A 15,920-nucleotide genomic window follows, 5' to 3' on the forward strand; every position below is an offset into this window, starting at 1 on the left:
GCATGAAAAGCCGCTTTTGATGAGCGGCTTTTTTATTGCTGTGTTTCTGCTATGGTTATGAGCGACAACTCATTTGTATGCCATGGAGGGAGATAATGTCAGCCAAGCTATTATTGGGGCCTATTCTTGGCCTTGAATCAGATACCCTATATACCTTTGTCTTTGTGACCGATAACAATGTGCAGCAATGTCATGTTGCGGTGGAAGGGCAGAACTTAGAGGCGGTTGAAATCGGTTCCCTCAGTGCGGGGAAGGTATGGAAAGCTCGTATCGAACTTGAAACCCCAGGTTACCTTGATTACCACATTACTATCCACGGCGAGGACGCCGCAGACCAACAAGGCCAACAGCTGTGGACATTTTACGTGCCTGAGCAGGGAGAAAAACCGCGTTTAGCCTATGCCTCATGTAATGGTTTTTCCGATTATAAGATGATGAATGCCACAGAAAAGCCTTACTACTTATGGCGTGAAATGCACGCACAACACCAGCAGGCGCCATTTTCGCTGCTGTTAATGGGAGGCGATCAGGTTTACGCTGACTCCATATGGTCTCAAGTCCCCACATTACAGCGTTGGAATGAACTTGATAAAGAGCAGAAAATAACGCGCCAAGTTAGCAAAGAGATGCGCAACCAAGTGACGCGATTTTATAGCCAACTGTATTTGGCTCGCTGGAATAAAGCGCCAATGGCGGCGATGCTGGCTTCAGTGCCATCGTTAATGATGTGGGATGATCACGATATTTTCGATGGCTGGGGGAGTTACCCTGATGATTTGCAGAGCTGTCCTGTTTATCAGTGTATCTATGAGGCGGCGCGTGAGGTGTTCACTTTGTTGCAATTACGCGGCAGCGATAACCACGGTTTACTTGCCGGTGAACAAGGTTGTGACTTTTCATTTGCGCTGAGGTTTCGCGATTACCATATTTTGGCCCTAGATAACCGCTCTGAGCGCAGTTTGAGCCAAGTGATGTCGGATACTTGTTGGGCCCATGTGACCGATTACCTCGATAGCCAATGCCAACAAGGAGATTTGTTGGTGATGACTGCGGTGCCTGTGGTCTATCGTGATTTCTCTTTCGCTGAGCGTGCGGTTGATGCCACCCCTTGGCAAGAAGAGCTGACTGATGATTTAAAAGATCATTGGCGAGCAAAAGAGCATGAAGGGGAGCGCGCTCGTTTAATTATGCGACTCATTGATAATGCCAAGCAACGTCAAGGCAAAACCGTGTTGCTTTCGGGGGATGTGCATGTGGGGGCTCTGGGAGTGATCAGGGCGCCACAATCTCAAGGCGCGGTGAAAATTCACCAAGTGGTGTCCTCGGGGATAGTGCACCCGGCGCCGACCTTTATGCAGTGGCTCGGGATTTGCGCGATCACCAATGACGATTTGGAATACATTGACGAGGGGGAGCAAATTACGGCTTCCATGCTGCGCCCATTTGGCTCAGCAAAGTACATTCGCGCTCGTAATTTTGTGTCCATGTGCCAAGGTGATGACGGCAAACTATGGGTCAACTGGCTCATTGAAGGCAAAGATAAGCCGAGTTACCCCATTAACTAGAGAGTAAAAAGGCCTCTTTAGGGAGGCCTTTTTTAACTACTTTTTGGCTTTGATTTTAGCCTTGGCTTTTTTGCGCTTGGCTTTGATCTTGGCCGGATCTTTTTTCTTTTTCGGTGGCAACTTAGGCTCTTTATGTTGTGGCTCTAAGCCCTTTATTTTGCGCCGTTTCAGTACTTGATCGGTATAACGCTCTATTTTGCCAACCATGGCCACATCATGGGCCTCAACCAAGGAAATAGCGGTGCCTTTTTTACCTGCACGGGCCGTGCGGCCAATGCGGTGCACGTATACATCGGCCGTGCGTGGCATATCAAAGTTGATGACATGGCTGATATCGCTGACATCAATGCCGCGTGCGGCGACATCTGTGGCCACCAAAATATTAGTGCGACCACTGTGAAAGCTAGCCATGGCTGCCATGCGTTTATCCTGTGGCATCTCGCCACGTAGCCATGTGGTTTTTATATCATTAGTATAAAGCTCGCCCACTAATTTCTCTAGGCGCTCGCGGGTTTTCACAAACACCACGGCCTTTTCCACATCACTTTGTTTCAATAGATGGGTCAGTAGTGCCAACTTGTGCTCATAATCATCGGCCAAGTGAACCCATTGTAAGATCTTGCCGCGCTCGCGACGCGAGGGTGAAGCTTCAAGTTTAGCGGGCTCATTAAGGATTCGCTCGGAGAACTTTTCTACTGCTTCGCCTTCCAAGGTGGCCGAAAATAGCAGACATTGGCGTCGGTTTTTGGCTTCCTCACAGATGCGCAGCATTTCTTTGCGAAAGCCCATATCTAGCATGCGATCGGCTTCATCGAGGATCAACATTTCCACATCCTCGGCGTGGAAGTTTTCGGTATCCAAATACTCCATTAACCGTCCAGGAGTGGCAATCAGCACATCATTGTTCTTTTCAAAGATTTCTTTATGACTGCCGTAGTTGATGCCGCCGGTCACCACGCCAATTTTCAGATGCGTGTGGGCTGCGAGCTTTTCACACTGCTCATGGACTTGGTAAGCAAGTTCGCGCGTTGGTGCCATGATCAGCACGCGAGCGAAACCTGGGTTACGACGCGGGTGGTCGAGTAAGTATTGAATTGCAGGGATCAAGAACGCTGCCGTTTTCCCTGTGCCCGTTGGTGCACCCGCAAGTACGTCGCGACCATCAAGGGCCTCTGGGATGGCGAGCTGTTGGATGCTGGTGGCTTTGCTAAAGCCCATGGCATCAATGGCTTTTAAAAGCGCGGCATCAAGATCAAAATCGGCAAATTGCATAAAGGAGTCAAAATGAAGGACAATTGCGTTAATTATACGTGGCACATACACAAACACAAAGGGCAAAAGTGGCAGGATTTAACTTTAAACGCTTCTCCATCGCACAAGACAACGTCGCCATGAAGGTCTCAACCGATGGCATCTTGCTCGGTGCGTGGGCCGATGTCAGCCAGGCGCGGCGTATATTGGATGTGGGCACGGGCACAGGGCTACTGGCGTTAATGGCTAAGCAGCGGGCGCCCGATGCGTGTGTGCACGGCATTGATATTGAACCGGATGCTTGCACTCAAGCGCAGCTTAATGTTGCTGCGAGCCCTTGGCCTGAGGTGGCTATAAGCCGCTGTGATGCTAATACCTTCACGCCCGAGCAAGCGGTTGATTTAGTGATCAGTAATCCACCGTATTTCGATAATGCCCTTAAAGCCGGAAGCGACAAACGCACGTTGGCGCGCCATACCGACAGTTTACCTTTTAGTGAACTACTGGGTGTGTGGCAGCGAGCCAGCCACAGCCAGACTGAATTGGCGGTGATTCTGCCACTATCTGGCGCCGAGCAATTGCACCAATTGGTGCTGCAACAAGGGGGATATTTACGCCGTTGTTGTCGGGTGAAAACCACCGCCACTAAAGCCGTAACGCGCTGTTTAATGCAGTGGAGTTGGCAGCAAAGTGATTGCCATTATAGCGAGTTGGTGATTCATCAAGGCGATGATTACAGCGCCGAGTATCGCGCATTGTGCAAGGATTTTTACCTGCGTTTTTGATTTTTCAGCGCCTTTGTCTCGGTAATGAATACGTATTCAATTGCCACAGTGATGCGCTCAGTCTAGTGTTAAATTTTTGTAAATCAAGCGCGGGCTAATAACGAAAATGAGACACACTATGACAACTAAAACCCTCCTCGCTGCAAGCCTCTCGTTAGGTCTTGCAATCCCGACGACAAGTCATGCCGCCCCGACCACCTTTGTTCACTTGTTTGAGTGGAGTTGGCCGGACATTGCTCAAGAATGTGAGCAGTTCCTAGGCCCCAAAGGCTACGCTGCTGTGCAGGTGTCACCGCCTAATGAGCATATCCAAGGCAGCCAATGGTGGACTCGCTACCAACCGGTCAGTTATGAGCTCACCAGTCGCGGTGGCAATCGCAGCGAGTTCATTGATATGGTCCAGCGTTGTGGCGAGGCCGGCGTGGATATCTATGTTGATACCCTGATTAATCACATGGCGGCGGGCAGTGGTGTTGGCACGGCAGGGCACAGCTATGGGGATAAATATTTCCCAGATTACAGCCCACAAGACTTCCATACTAGCTGCGCTATCAATCCTGAAGATTATGGCAATGACCGTTGGCGGGTGCAGCATTGTGAATTGGTGGGCCTCGCGGACCTAAACACCGATGCCGAGTATGTGCAAAACACCTTAGCCAATTACATTAACTCACTGCAAAGCCTAGGGGTGAAAGGGTTTCGTTTTGATGCCGCGAAACATGTTGCAGCAGACGATATTGCCAGCTTGATGGGCAAGGTGGTAGGCAACCCTGTGGTATTCCAAGAGGTGATTGATCAAGGCGGTGAAGCTGTCAGCGCTTCGGAATATCTGGCCACAGGCTTGGTCACCGAATTTAAATACAGCACCGAGCTTGGCAACACCTTTCGCAATGGCAAACTCGCCTGGCTGAGCAATTTTGGTGAAGGGTGGGGGTTTATGCCGAGCTCCTCAGCAGTGGTGTTCGTCGATAATCACGACAACCAACGTGGTCACGGTGGGGGCGGTAATGTGATCACCTATTCCGATGGCCGTTTATATGATTTAGCGAACGTGTTTATGCTTGCCTATCCTTATGGTTACCCTAAGGTGATGTCGAGTTATGACTATCACGGCGATACCGATGCCGGTGGGCCCAGTGTGCCGGTGCATAATAACGGCGAGTTAGAATGCTTTGGCAGCAACTGGCAGTGCGAACACCGGTGGTCTTATATCGCCGGTGGCGTGGATTTTCGCAATAACACCACCGAGCACTGGCAAGTGACGCAGTGGTGGGATAATGGCAATAACCAAATTGCCTTTGGCCGGGCGGATGCCGGGCATGTGGCCATTAACAAAGAAGAGTTCGCGTTGCAGGCGACGATCGCCACCGACATGGCTCCAGGGCGCTATTGCAATGTACTTAAAGGTGCGCTGAGTGAAGATGGCAGTCGCTGTAGCGCTGAGGTCATTACCGTACAACCCGATGGCACTATTAACCTTGATGTGGCCCCTTGGGATGCGATGGCTATTCATCATCAAGCCAAATTACCTGCCATAGATGACGGTGACTGGCAGCGTACGGTGATCTTTATCAAGGCACCCACCGCAAGCGGCGAGGATCTATTTCTACGCGGCGGCATTGACCACCACTATGCCAACACCACACAAGGGCGCGATTGCCAAACCAGTAACTACCAATGTGCCATGCCTATTCGTCACAACAACCTACGGAATACCACCACAGCGCCGTGGAAAATCAATGATAATTACCTTGATTGGTATGGTACTGAGGCGGGACAAAGTAGTGAGGCTCCCGGCAGTGCGACCGACTGGACCACCGACCTTTGGCCCAGCGACTGGGGCACTGAGCGCACCGTGAGTGTTGATGGTTATGGGGTGACAGCCCTTAATACGTGGGGGCCGCATTATTGGATGCTGGATGTTGAGATGGATTGTAGCCGTGCGGTAAGTGGTTGGTTTGAAATTAAAGCCTTTGTGCGCAATGGCCAAGGCTGGGAGGGAGATATTAATCAGCCGAATAGCCCTTATGCGAGCGCAAATCATTTTGCACAATGTGGCAAAATAAACACTTTTGAATTCAATAGCGATACCGCACTCATACAAAGTTTTTAGCCTTTATTACCCAAGTCAGGAGCGGCTAAATCACCCTGACTTGGGTTAGCGGTAATGCTTTGTTCCTGTTGTATTGAACTCTAACCTCACCTTAAATTTGCGTGCGGCAATAGCTACGCTGCACTGGGCAGGTTTGTAATTGCTTAAGCGCTGCTAGCATCATTTTTACAGGCACAACAATAAAGTAGACGGAGGCAACAATCACCATAATGGGGTCGGCGTAGGCCGCATACACACTTAAATCGAAATAAGTGAGCAGGGCTGCGATGAAAAATCCGGCGATAACCGCAGCGCTGATCACCGCATCCATAAACCATTGCTTGGTTTCAGCTATTACCAAAGCAGATGCACTAGCTTGGGCTTTTATCACTGTGTAAGCACCTATACAAGCAAGCAGGTTGATGACACCAAATAGCAGTGCGGCCGAAGTATTGATAGTGCGACCACCATCCATCATCGCCAGCAGGGCAGAGATAAAAGACACACTGCACATCAGTGCGATAACAAACCCCTTAAAAGCAATAACAATGGAGGGTAAGCGCTGACTTAGTAAGGCACGTCGCCGAGAGCTTGGCGAATTTAGATATGCGGCGGTAAGCAGTGAGATAGCCGTTAATAACACACTGACAAGGGAGTAAGCACCGTCAAATAAAATCACCAAGGAGTCTAACCATAGACCCAAAATGAGGCCTAATAAGGCTAGTAAAAGCGCGCTTATGCAAGAAAACAGCAATAGCTTCTGAGTATTTAAAGCAGACATCATAAACCACCTCACAATGGGAATGTGTTCAATAGCAATTAACAACTTGCTGCCAGTGTAATGTCATAGAGGTCACTTCCAAAGCCGCTGAGCGACGATATTTACGTCGCTGAAAAGGCATAAACTTGCTATGGTAAATAAAACCAGCAAGATATCTGCGGCACGGTATGAAAGTCAGTCAAATTGAAATATTTCTCGCGATTAGCGAATCGGGCTCGATTGCAGAGGCGGCGCGACGAATTGGCAAAAGCCGCACGACGTTAAGCTCGGCACTTACCGCCCTTGAGGATGAACTTGGCGTTGAGCTGCTCACCCGCACCGGTAATCAAGTCTCGTTGACGAATATTGGTGAAGTGATTAAAAATGACTGTGAACGTTTGGCGATGATTGCCAACGACATCACCGGTCGCTGTCATCAGCACTTGCAAGGTGTTGAAGCCTCGCTGCGCATTGCCCGTGACGATGCTCTCCCAGAGGCTTATTGGCGACAACTGATTCATGAAATGAGCAGGCAATTTCCTAGTATTAGCGTTTCTGTGTATATGGCGCCGCCGCCGGAACTCAACGATATGGTGGAACAAGGGATCGTCGATATTGCTTATTGTCTGTTACCCCAAAGCCAGCAACTAACGAGCAGTCATCAAGTCAAGCTAGGTGAAATTCGTATGATGACCGTGGCCAGCAAAGGCCACCCGCTCACGACACTCAGCCAAGTAGTTAAAGCCGACTTATCCAGGTATACCGAATTTGCGTTAGCAACTATTGATGAAACGGGGCTGCATGCGGTGACGCCAGTCTCAGGGAATTACATCGCGTTGCCTTTTTATGAGCATCTGCGCAATGCCGTGCTTGATGGCACCGGCTTTGCCAGTGTGCCCTCGGTTTTAATTAATCCCTATCTACGCGACGGCAGTGTTAAAGTTTTGAAGTACGATCAAGCGATGACATCGCAGGCCTATGGCATGATTCAAACCCGCTATAGCCAGCTTGGTCGGCTAAGCCAGTGGCTAGCGCAACAAATCGCTGCCTACCTGAGTGAATCTTAGCGGCTGGTTGAGAAAGCAAATAAGGTTATAACGCGCTGTACTCATTCATGATTTGCTCTATCCAAGTAGCAATGCGCTCATCACTTTTATCGTACTGGCTGTCCTCATCGAGCGCTAAGCCAACAAAGTGAGACTGATCCTCTGTTAATGCTTTAGACGCTTCGAACTCGTAGTCATCGCCATTGGGCCATTGGCCAATAAAGTGCACACCTTGTGGCTTAATTTCGTCGTGGAGCATACCCAGTGCATCTTGGAACCACTGGCCATAACCTTGCTGATCGCCCATTCCGAAAAGTGCGATCACTTTGCCACTCAAATTGACGCCACTGATATCATCCCAGTGCGACTCCCAATCCTCTTGGATTTCACCAAAGTCCCATGTTGATATCCCGAAGATTAGAAATTCGTAATCTTCAGCTTTTTTCAAAGGCTCATCTTGGATGTTGTATAAGTCCACCACCTCAGCACCAATGATGTCGCGGATTTTTTCCGCTGCTATTTCGGTGTAGCAGGTAGTCGAGCCATAAAATAAACCAATCTTCATAATCGCCGTACAACTGAGTGAGTAATGGCCGCAGTTTAACGTATCGGCTCGCGACTATCTATGGCGTGCTTTATGATATGATGGCAAATAGGTAAATACACACTAAGCGCCTTACTTGTGAACAAGCAACCAATACACAGCGATAATATCGAGCATATAGAAATGTTCTTAGATGCGTTATATCTGGAGCAGGGGAGTAGTGAGAATACGCTGTCTGCTTATCGCACGGATCTTGTTAAGTTCAGCGAGTTTATAGCGCCGCAAGCGCTGCTGGCAATTGATAGCACCGACGTAGAACACTACTTAGCCTATCGTGTAGACAAAGGCCTTAGTCCGCGTAGTACGGCACGGAGTATCAGTGCACTAAAGCGCTTTTATCAACATCAGGTGCAAGAAAAGCGTTTGCCCAGCTCCCCTATGGAAACCATATCTCGGCCTAAACCAAGCCAGTCATTGCCTAAAACGCTAAGCGAAACAGACGTTGAAGCTCTCCTAGCAGCACCAGATTGTGATGAGGCGATGGGCCTTAGAGACCGCGCAATGTTAGAGCTTCTTTATGCTACAGGCCTGCGTGTCAGCGAACTGATAGGCTTACGCATGGAGCATGTTAATCAGCGTCAGGCGGTGGTGTTTGTAAAGGGTAAGGGGAACAAAGAGCGTCTAGTGCCTATGGGGGAAGAGGCGCTGTTGTGGCTAGAGCGTTATTTAAAGTACGCGCGCCCATCATTGGTTAAGCTCGCTACTGACTTTGTATTTGTCTCTAAGCGGGGCATTGGCATGACGCGGCAAACCTTTTGGCATCGCATTAAACACTATGCTATGTTGGCGAACATTAAATCAGATTTGTCCCCGCATACCCTACGTCATGCCTTTGCAACACATTTGTTGAATCATGGAGCTGACTTACGGGTTGTACAAATGATGTTAGGGCACAGTGACTTGTCGACCACACAAATTTATACTCATGTGGCGAATGAAAGGTTAAAATCGGTCCATGCTGAACATCACCCCCGTGCCTAGGCAACAGGTTAAATTGCTCAGGTGCTGGAATTTATTTGTATAAGCGCGGTCTAGTTTATTGTGCAAGAAGCAGTTAGAGATTTTATTATGAAAAAATTAGTTGTTGCGCTGGCGTTTGCTGGTGCCAGTGCCGGAGCGTTTGCTCAAGGCGTTAGTGTAGAGCCGCAAGACACCATGCAGCAGCAGGTGAGTGTGATCCAAAGCAAGCTGGCAGAGCTTGGGGTGAATGTAAAGCAAGTGCATCCAAGTCCGGTGCAAGGTTTACAGGAAGTGATCACCGATAAGGGCGTGTTTTATGCCAGTGCTGACGGCCGTTATCTTGTGCAAGGTACGATGATTGACCTTGTTAACCGTGAAAACTTAACAGAAAGTGCACTGAGTCATGTGCGCCTTGAAGGTGTCGCACAATACCAGAACTCAATGATCACCTATAAAGCAGATAACGAAAAAGGCAAGATCACCGTCTTTACCGATATCACTTGTGGCTACTGCCGTAAGTTACACCGTGAGCTGGATGACTACCTAGATGCTGGCATTACCGTGCAGTATTTGGCATTTCCGCGTGGCGGACTGCGTGGCTCTGGGTACACCGACCTGATGAATGTGTGGTGTGCTGATAACAAGCAAGAGGCACTGACGGAAGCAAAAGCAGGTGAAAAACCAGAAAAAATTGAAAACTGTAACGCACCGGTGGCAGAGCACTACCAATTAGGGCAAAGCTTTGGTATCAGCGGTACTCCAGCCATTATTTTATCTGATGGCAGCATGATCCCAGGTTATCAGCCTGCGGCTGCAATTAGCTCAGCGATTGATGAGTTAAATAATAACAAATCTTAATGTAGAATGGGCCGCATCTAACGACGGCCCTTTTTTTGGAGTTTGCCTTGCAGGCGCATACCACCATAATGGCTCGCCCGCGAGTCGATGACAGCCACCTAAGCGATAAGCTTCACCCCGTTATTCGTCAAATCTATGCCTCTCGTGGCGTCAATAGTAATGAGCAAATAGATAACCGTGCCAATACCTTGCACGATTTCCGGCTATTTAAAGACATTGAATTAGCAGCAGAAATACTAAGTGACAGTTTACAGCGTCAAGACAAGGTGCTGATTGTCGGAGATTTTGATGCCGATGGTGCCACCAGTACTGCCACCTTAATGCAAGGCTTGGGTATGTTTGGGTTTGGTCAATTGGATTACCTAGTGCCGGACCGTTTTAACTTCGGCTATGGACTAAGTGTGGAGTTGGCTGAGCATATTGTTGCCATGGCTCCTGATTTGGTGATCACCGTTGATAGTGGCATTTCGTGCTTGAAAGGCATCGAGCGGGTCAAGGCTGCCGGTATCAAGGTCATTGTCACCGACCACCACTTACAGGGCGAACAATTACCCAACGCCGACGCCATCGTTAACCCCAATCGCCATGATTGTACTTTCCCATCAAAATCGATAGCCGGTGTTGGTGTGGCTTTTTATGTGCTTATCGCATTGCGCCATACGCTGCGGGAGCGTCGTTATTTTAATGAGCAGCGCCCTGAGCCGAATTTAGCCAACCTCCTCGATCTTGTTGCCCTTGGCACGGTTGCCGATGTGGTGGCGCTGGATGCGAATAATCGCACCTTGGTGCATCAAGGGCTGGCGCGCATCCGCAGTGGTAAGACTCGCCCCGGTATCGAAGCGCTGGTTGATGTGGCACGGCGCACGCAAGCGCGTTTAAGCGCCTCAGATTTTGGCTTTGCTCTAGCGCCACGGTTAAATGCGGCAGGTCGATTAGATGATATGAGCTTAGGCATTGCTTGTTTGCTATCACCGGATATTAATCACGCTCGGCGCATTGCCGGTGAACTGGATATACTTAATGCGGAGCGCAAAGAAATAGAGCAGGGCATGCAACAAGAAGCGCAAGCGGCGCTGGCCAAGCTCTCTTTAACAAGTGCGCAAACACCCGATGCGTTATGTCTGTACCAGTCCGATTGGCACCAAGGTGTGATTGGTATTCTCGCCGGGCGTTTAAAAGAGCACTATCACCGCCCCACGGCGATTTTTGCCGCCGGAGATAATGGCCTACTGAAAGGGTCTTGTCGCTCCATTGATGGCGTGCATATGCGTGATGTGTTGGCGCATATCGATGGTCAATACCCAGGGCTGATCGCTAAATTCGGCGGCCATGCCATGGCTGCGGGGTTAAGTATTGAGGAAGCGCGATTCAACGAGTTTCAACAAGCCTTCGCGCAAGAGATAGGTAAAGTGCTTACCGAAGAAGCGAAAGAGTGTATTTTGCTCACTGATGGTGAGCTGCCCAGTGATTGTTTGAATATGGAGTTTGCTGAGTTGCTGCGTCAAAGTGGGCCTTTTGGTCAGAATTTTCCAGAGCCCATTTTTGAGCATACCTTTGAGTTGCTGCAACAGCGCGTTGTTGGTGATAAACACCTTAAGCTAGTGCTGCGCCATAGCAGCGGCCGAGTGCTTGATGCTATCGCTTTTAATGTTGATGTGCGCGCTTGGCCTGATACCCAAGTGCGCTATGTACACCTAGCTTACCAGCTCGATATTAATGAGTTTCGTGGCCAATTTTCTTTGCAGTTGATCGTTCGAGAGCTGCAAAAACAATAGCCACAGCAAGTTGGCTTAGAGCAAATAAAATTAGATAAAATCATGTGAAAGCGCTAATAAATGCAGCAGTTTTTTGCTAAAATCGAGCGCTTTTATTGATGCGCCGAATTCTCAGTATACTTGTAGTGTAAATGCTTACATCAAGATGGCTAAAGAGATAGACCTTGGCGCCACCATCATTTTGCGGAGTGACATGCATGTTTGAAGTGAATCCTGTGATTAATCAAATCAAGGAAATTCGCGAGCGCACAGAGCTTCTTCGGGGGTATCTTTGACTACGCTCTTAAGAAAGAGCGGTTAGAAGAAGTGAATGCTGAACTCGAAGACCCAGCAGTGTGGAATGAACCTGAAAAAGCCCAGGCTTTAGGTAAAGAAAAAGCCAGTCTTGAGGTGATTGTTGAGACTATCGGCAAGCTTGAGGACGGCACTGACGATGTCGAAGGGCTGGTGGAGTTGGCTGTTGAGGCCGAAGATCAAGAGACCTTCGAAGAAGCCCAAGCTGAACTTGAAGAACTCAATGCCCACCTTGAAAAACTCGAGTTCCGTCGTATGTTTAGTGGCGATCAAGACGCTAACGATGCGTACTTAGACTTGCAAGCGGGTTCGGGTGGTACAGAAGCACAAGATTGGTGCAACATGTTATTGCGCATGTACTTGCGTTGGGCCGAGGCAAAAGGCTTTAAGGCTGAAATCGTTGAAGCAACTGACGGCGATGTGGCTGGTATTAAAGGCGCTACAGTAAAAATTAGCGGTGAATATGCCTATGGCTGGCTGCGCACGGAAACAGGCGTGCACCGTTTGGTCCGTAAGAGTCCTTTCGATTCTGGCGGACGCCGCCATACCTCGTTTGCCTCAGCGTTTGTTTACCCAGAGATTGACGACAACATCGAAATCGATATCAATCCAGCCGATTTACGCATTGATGTATATCGGGCTTCGGGGGCTGGGGGTCAGCACGTTAACCGCACAGAGTCAGCGGTGCGAATTACCCACTTGCCAACCAATACCGTGGTACAGTGCCAAAATGACCGCTCGCAGCACAAAAACAAAGACCAAGCGATGAAACAGTTAAAAGCAAAACTGTTTGAGCTGGAGTTGAAAAAGCAAAACGCTGAGAAGCAAGCGCAAGAAGAAGCAAAGTCAGACATAGGTTGGGGCTCACAAATTCGCTCCTACGTACTTGATGACTCACGCATTAAAGATTTGCGCACCGGTGTTGAGAACCGCAATACCCAAGCGGTACTCGATGGAGACCTTGATAAATTTATTGAAGCAAGCCTTAAATCAGGCCTGTAACGTAACGCCAAACCAATAGAGCTAGAAAATGACAGATCAAATTCAAGACGAAAATAAACTAATTGCTGAGCGTCGTGCCAAGCTCGACGCCATTCGCGAAAACTGCAGTGCTAACGGCCACCCAAATGGTTTCCGTCGAAAACATTACACTGCTGATCTTCAAGCCGAGTTTGGCGATAAGTCGAAAGAAGAATTAGTTGAGCTTGATCATCAGGTGGCCGTGGCTGGGCGTATTCTTGCTAAGCGTGGTCCATTTATGGTGTTGCAAGACATGAAAGGTCGCGTACAAGCCTACGCTTCAAAAGATGTACAAAAAGATCTTAAAGCTAAATATGGGCAACTAGATATCGGCGATATTATTGGCGTTGCTGGACCTTTGCATAAATCAGGCAAGGGTGACCTCTATGTTGATATGCATGAATACGAGTTACTGACTAAGTCTTTACGTCCACTGCCAGAGAAATTCCATGGCTTGTCTGATCAGGAAACCAAATATCGCCAGCGTTACGTTGACTTGATCACCAACATGGATACGCGTGAGACTTTCCGTGTTCGCTCGAAGATCATAGAGGGGATCCGTCGCTTCTTGGCTGAGCGTGATTTTATGGAAGTAGAAACCCCTATGCTGCAGGTCATCCCAGGTGGTGCAACAGCGCGTCCGTTTGTGACTCATCACAACGCGTTAGACATTGATATGTATTTGCGTATCGCTCCTGAGCTTTACTTAAAGCGTTTGGTCGTCGGTGGTTTTGACCGGGTATTTGAGATTAACCGCAACTTCCGTAACGAAGGGTTATCAACACGCCATAATCCTGAATTCACCATGATTGAGTTCTATCAGGCCTATGCTGATTACAATGATCTAATGAACTTGACCGAAGATATGCTGCGTACCGTAGCGCAAGACGTATTGGGCACCACCACTATCGTCAATACCACTAAGAATGACGAAGGTGAAGTCATAGACAGTGTAGAATATGACTTTGGCCAGCCATTTACGCGTTTGAGCATGGCCGATGCAATCATCAAGTACAACCCTGATTTTGACGCTCAGGTATTTGCAGACCCTGAAAATCACCTAGAGCAGTTGATTGCCTATGCCAAGCAAGTTCATGTCAAGATCCCTGACAACTGTGTATGGGGCGCGGGTAAATACATGTGTGAAATCTTTGAAGAAACAGCAGAACACCAGTTGATTCAACCGACTTTCATTACCGAATACCCATGGGAAGTTTCACCATTGGCACGTCGTAACGATGCTAACCCATTCGTTACCGACCGGTTTGAGTTCTTCGTCGGTGGACGTGAGTTAGCCAACGGCTTCTCTGAGCTTAATGATGCTGAAGACCAAGCCGCACGTTTTGCTCGTCAAGTTGAAGAAAAAGATGCCGGTGATGATGAAGCCATGCACTTCGATGATGACTATATTCGTGCACTTGAATATGGTTTGCCACCGACAGCAGGTGAGGGCATTGGTATTGATCGTCTAGTTATGTTGTTTACTGACTCGCCGACGATTAAAGACGTTATTTTGTTCCCGCATATGCGCCCTGAACAAGAGTAACAGCTTAAATTGTTTAAAAAACGCGGCCTTAGAGCCGCGTTTTTTGTACCTTTTGTGTGCGATATGTCTCAAAAAGTCCCTCGTCCCCTCGCAATTGAGTCCCTGTTTTCTGTATTGTTCTTTATTAAATTCATGATATATATAGATTTTTAATTTCAGCTTTAATTAAGCTGTGATTTGCCACGCTATTATTTGTAAGTCCTTAGGCTAATATTTAGGCGTAGTCGATGCGCTAAATACAATTAAAAGGGAGTGTGGCAAATGGAAAACGACGATTTTTTACCAGAAATTCCAGTGGATAAGAAGCGCCAAGCTTATTACCGCGAGTGTATTCGCGAGTTTGAATTACTCGGATATCGCGACCAGTTTCTACGCGAAATTAGCGAGGATTTAGAAGCAGTCGAGAGAATGCAGAGTGATAAGCCAACAAGCGATCAATAGTGCTTATTTTTAGATGTTTAACGCCCCAAAAATGGCCCTTAAGGGTCATTTTTTATGCCTTTTTAGCGGTTGTGGGTAAAGTCTGAGCAGATGGATTGATTTTGCTATAAAAGTGTTTGACATATTTGCTCAGACCTTTATTATACGCCCCACAAAGACGGAGAGGTGGCCGAGTGGCTGAAGGCGCTCCCCTGCTAAGGGAGTATAGGGTTTGTAGCCCTATCGAGGGTTCGAATCCCTCCTTCTCCGCCATTTATTTTAAATGGCTTTCTTTGTTTATAGATACGGACGCATAGCTCAGCTGGATAGAGTACCTGGCTACGAACCAGGCGGTCGGAGGTTCGAATCCTCCTGCGTCCGCCATCTTCCTTCAAGATGGTCTAATATCTATAAATCACTTTATGTACCGGACGCATAGCTCAGCTGGATAGAGTACCTGGCTACGAACCAGGCGGTCGGAGGTTCGAATCCTCCTGCGTCCGCCATCATTTAAGTGATAAATTCAGAACGTAAGTTCACACATATAACGGACGCATAGCTCAGCTGGATAGAGTACCTGGCTACGAACCAGGCGGTCGGAGGTTCGAATCCTCCTGCGTCCGCCATTTCCTCTAAAGAGAAGTGATAATAAACCAACGAAAGTTGGTTTTTTTATGCCTGAAATTTGATGTAAGCATACGAATGCGAACCTCCGAGGTTCGTTGATTACCAATTCTGGCCTGCACCCGCCACTTCCTTTAGAGAGAAGTGATAACAAACCAACGAAAGTTGGTTTTTTAATGCCTGAAATATAACCCTCAACTCTTTACTTGATAGTTAAACCGCCCACCTATTTACCCATCGGTTAACCTCACGTTGTAGGTCAGACTTCAGTCTGACAATTTTGCCGTCCTGCACCCGCCACTTCCTTTAAAGAGAAGTGA

The 15,920-nt window shown here is 48.3% G+C and carries 13 protein-coding genes and 4 tRNA genes; 14 read left to right on the plus strand and 3 right to left on the minus strand.

Features of this window, described 5'->3' with window-relative positions:
- Positions 1 to 95: 95 nt before the first annotated feature.
- Positions 96 to 1,565 carry an alkaline phosphatase D family protein gene (locus tag MHM93_RS08700; RefSeq protein WP_239448711.1) on the plus strand — a complete coding sequence of 490 codons (1,470 nt, stop codon included), beginning with the start codon at positions 96 to 98 and terminating at the stop codon, positions 1,563 to 1,565.
- 36 nt (positions 1,566 to 1,601) lie between these two features.
- On the opposite strand, the gene srmB is transcribed toward MHM93_RS08700, so the two are convergent.
- Positions 1,602 to 2,837, minus strand: a complete 1,236-nt coding sequence (srmB, locus tag MHM93_RS08705; RefSeq protein WP_045980670.1) for an ATP-dependent RNA helicase SrmB — start codon at positions 2,835 to 2,837, stop codon at positions 1,602 to 1,604.
- A 68-nt stretch (positions 2,838 to 2,905) separates the two neighbouring features.
- Between srmB and MHM93_RS08710 the strand changes: the two genes are divergently transcribed.
- Positions 2,906 to 3,601 (plus strand): methyltransferase, encoded by a 696-nt coding sequence (locus MHM93_RS08710; RefSeq protein ID WP_138587935.1) that lies wholly within the window; start codon positions 2,906 to 2,908, stop codon positions 3,599 to 3,601.
- 118 nt (positions 3,602 to 3,719) lie between these two features.
- Positions 3,720 to 5,714, plus strand: coding sequence for an alpha-amylase family protein (locus tag MHM93_RS08715; protein ID WP_239448712.1), 1,995 nt, complete (start codon positions 3,720 to 3,722; stop codon positions 5,712 to 5,714).
- Between the two features lie 91 nt (positions 5,715 to 5,805).
- Here the strand turns inward: MHM93_RS08715 and MHM93_RS08720 are convergent, their stop codons facing one another.
- Entirely contained in the window at positions 5,806 to 6,477 is a 672-nt protein-coding gene (locus tag MHM93_RS08720; RefSeq protein ID WP_239448713.1) for a cation transporter, read from the minus strand.
- A gap of 164 nt (positions 6,478 to 6,641) precedes the next feature.
- Here MHM93_RS08720 and MHM93_RS08725 point away from each other — a divergent pair, with 164 nt between their 5' ends.
- Positions 6,642 to 7,520: a LysR family transcriptional regulator gene (locus MHM93_RS08725; protein ID WP_239448714.1), complete on the plus strand. Its 879-nt coding sequence runs from the start codon at positions 6,642 to 6,644 to the stop codon at positions 7,518 to 7,520.
- A gap of 25 nt (positions 7,521 to 7,545) precedes the next feature.
- On the opposite strand, the gene fldB is transcribed toward MHM93_RS08725, so the two are convergent.
- Positions 7,546 to 8,064 carry a flavodoxin FldB gene (gene fldB, locus MHM93_RS08730; protein WP_045980667.1) on the minus strand — a complete coding sequence of 173 codons (519 nt, stop codon included), beginning with the start codon at positions 8,062 to 8,064 and terminating at the stop codon, positions 7,546 to 7,548.
- 117 nt (positions 8,065 to 8,181) lie between these two features.
- Between fldB and xerD the strand changes: the two genes are divergently transcribed.
- The 10 genes from xerD to MHM93_RS08780 all read left to right on the plus strand — a co-directional run bounded on the left by xerD (position 8,182) and on the right by MHM93_RS08780 (position 15,602).
- Positions 8,182 to 9,084, plus strand: a complete 903-nt coding sequence (gene xerD, locus MHM93_RS08735) for a site-specific tyrosine recombinase XerD (RefSeq protein ID WP_343224164.1) — start codon at positions 8,182 to 8,184, stop codon at positions 9,082 to 9,084.
- 87 nt (positions 9,085 to 9,171) lie between these two features.
- Complete coding sequence (gene dsbC, locus MHM93_RS08740; protein ID WP_022943331.1) at positions 9,172 to 9,921, plus strand: bifunctional protein-disulfide isomerase/oxidoreductase DsbC; 750 nt, start codon at positions 9,172 to 9,174, stop codon at positions 9,919 to 9,921.
- A 68-nt stretch (positions 9,922 to 9,989) separates the two neighbouring features.
- Positions 9,990 to 11,696: a single-stranded-DNA-specific exonuclease RecJ gene (gene recJ, locus MHM93_RS08745; RefSeq protein ID WP_239448831.1), complete on the plus strand. Its 1,707-nt coding sequence runs from the start codon at positions 9,990 to 9,992 to the stop codon at positions 11,694 to 11,696.
- A 197-nt stretch (positions 11,697 to 11,893) separates the two neighbouring features.
- Positions 11,894 to 12,992 (plus strand): peptide chain release factor 2 gene (gene prfB, locus MHM93_RS08750; protein WP_100229275.1). Its coding sequence is split into 2 segments (ribosomal slippage): positions 11,894 to 11,968 and positions 11,970 to 12,992, totalling 1,098 coding nucleotides; the frame shifts between segments, so codons are not numbered across the junction.
- Positions 12,993 to 13,020: 28 nt separating this feature from the next.
- Positions 13,021 to 14,556 carry a lysine--tRNA ligase gene (gene lysS / locus MHM93_RS08755; RefSeq protein WP_053910653.1) on the plus strand — a complete coding sequence of 512 codons (1,536 nt, stop codon included), beginning with the start codon at positions 13,021 to 13,023 and terminating at the stop codon, positions 14,554 to 14,556.
- 261 nt (positions 14,557 to 14,817) lie between these two features.
- The gene (locus MHM93_RS08760; protein WP_022943327.1) at positions 14,818 to 14,997 is read left to right on the plus strand and encodes a hypothetical protein; all 180 of its coding nucleotides are present in this window, start codon (positions 14,818 to 14,820) and stop codon (positions 14,995 to 14,997) included.
- A gap of 159 nt (positions 14,998 to 15,156) precedes the next feature.
- Positions 15,157 to 15,249 (plus strand) — tRNA-Ser (locus MHM93_RS08765).
- A gap of 34 nt (positions 15,250 to 15,283) precedes the next feature.
- Positions 15,284 to 15,360: transfer RNA gene (locus tag MHM93_RS08770), tRNA-Arg, on the plus strand.
- Positions 15,361 to 15,405: 45 nt separating this feature from the next.
- Positions 15,406 to 15,482, plus strand: a tRNA-Arg gene (locus MHM93_RS08775).
- Between the two features lie 43 nt (positions 15,483 to 15,525).
- Positions 15,526 to 15,602, plus strand: a tRNA-Arg gene (locus MHM93_RS08780).
- Positions 15,603 to 15,920: the final 318 nt, after the last annotated feature.

This window comes from Pseudoalteromonas sp. MM17-2, assembly GCF_022347945.1.
Taxonomy (GTDB): Bacteria; Pseudomonadota; Gammaproteobacteria; order Enterobacterales; family Alteromonadaceae; genus Pseudoalteromonas; species Pseudoalteromonas ruthenica.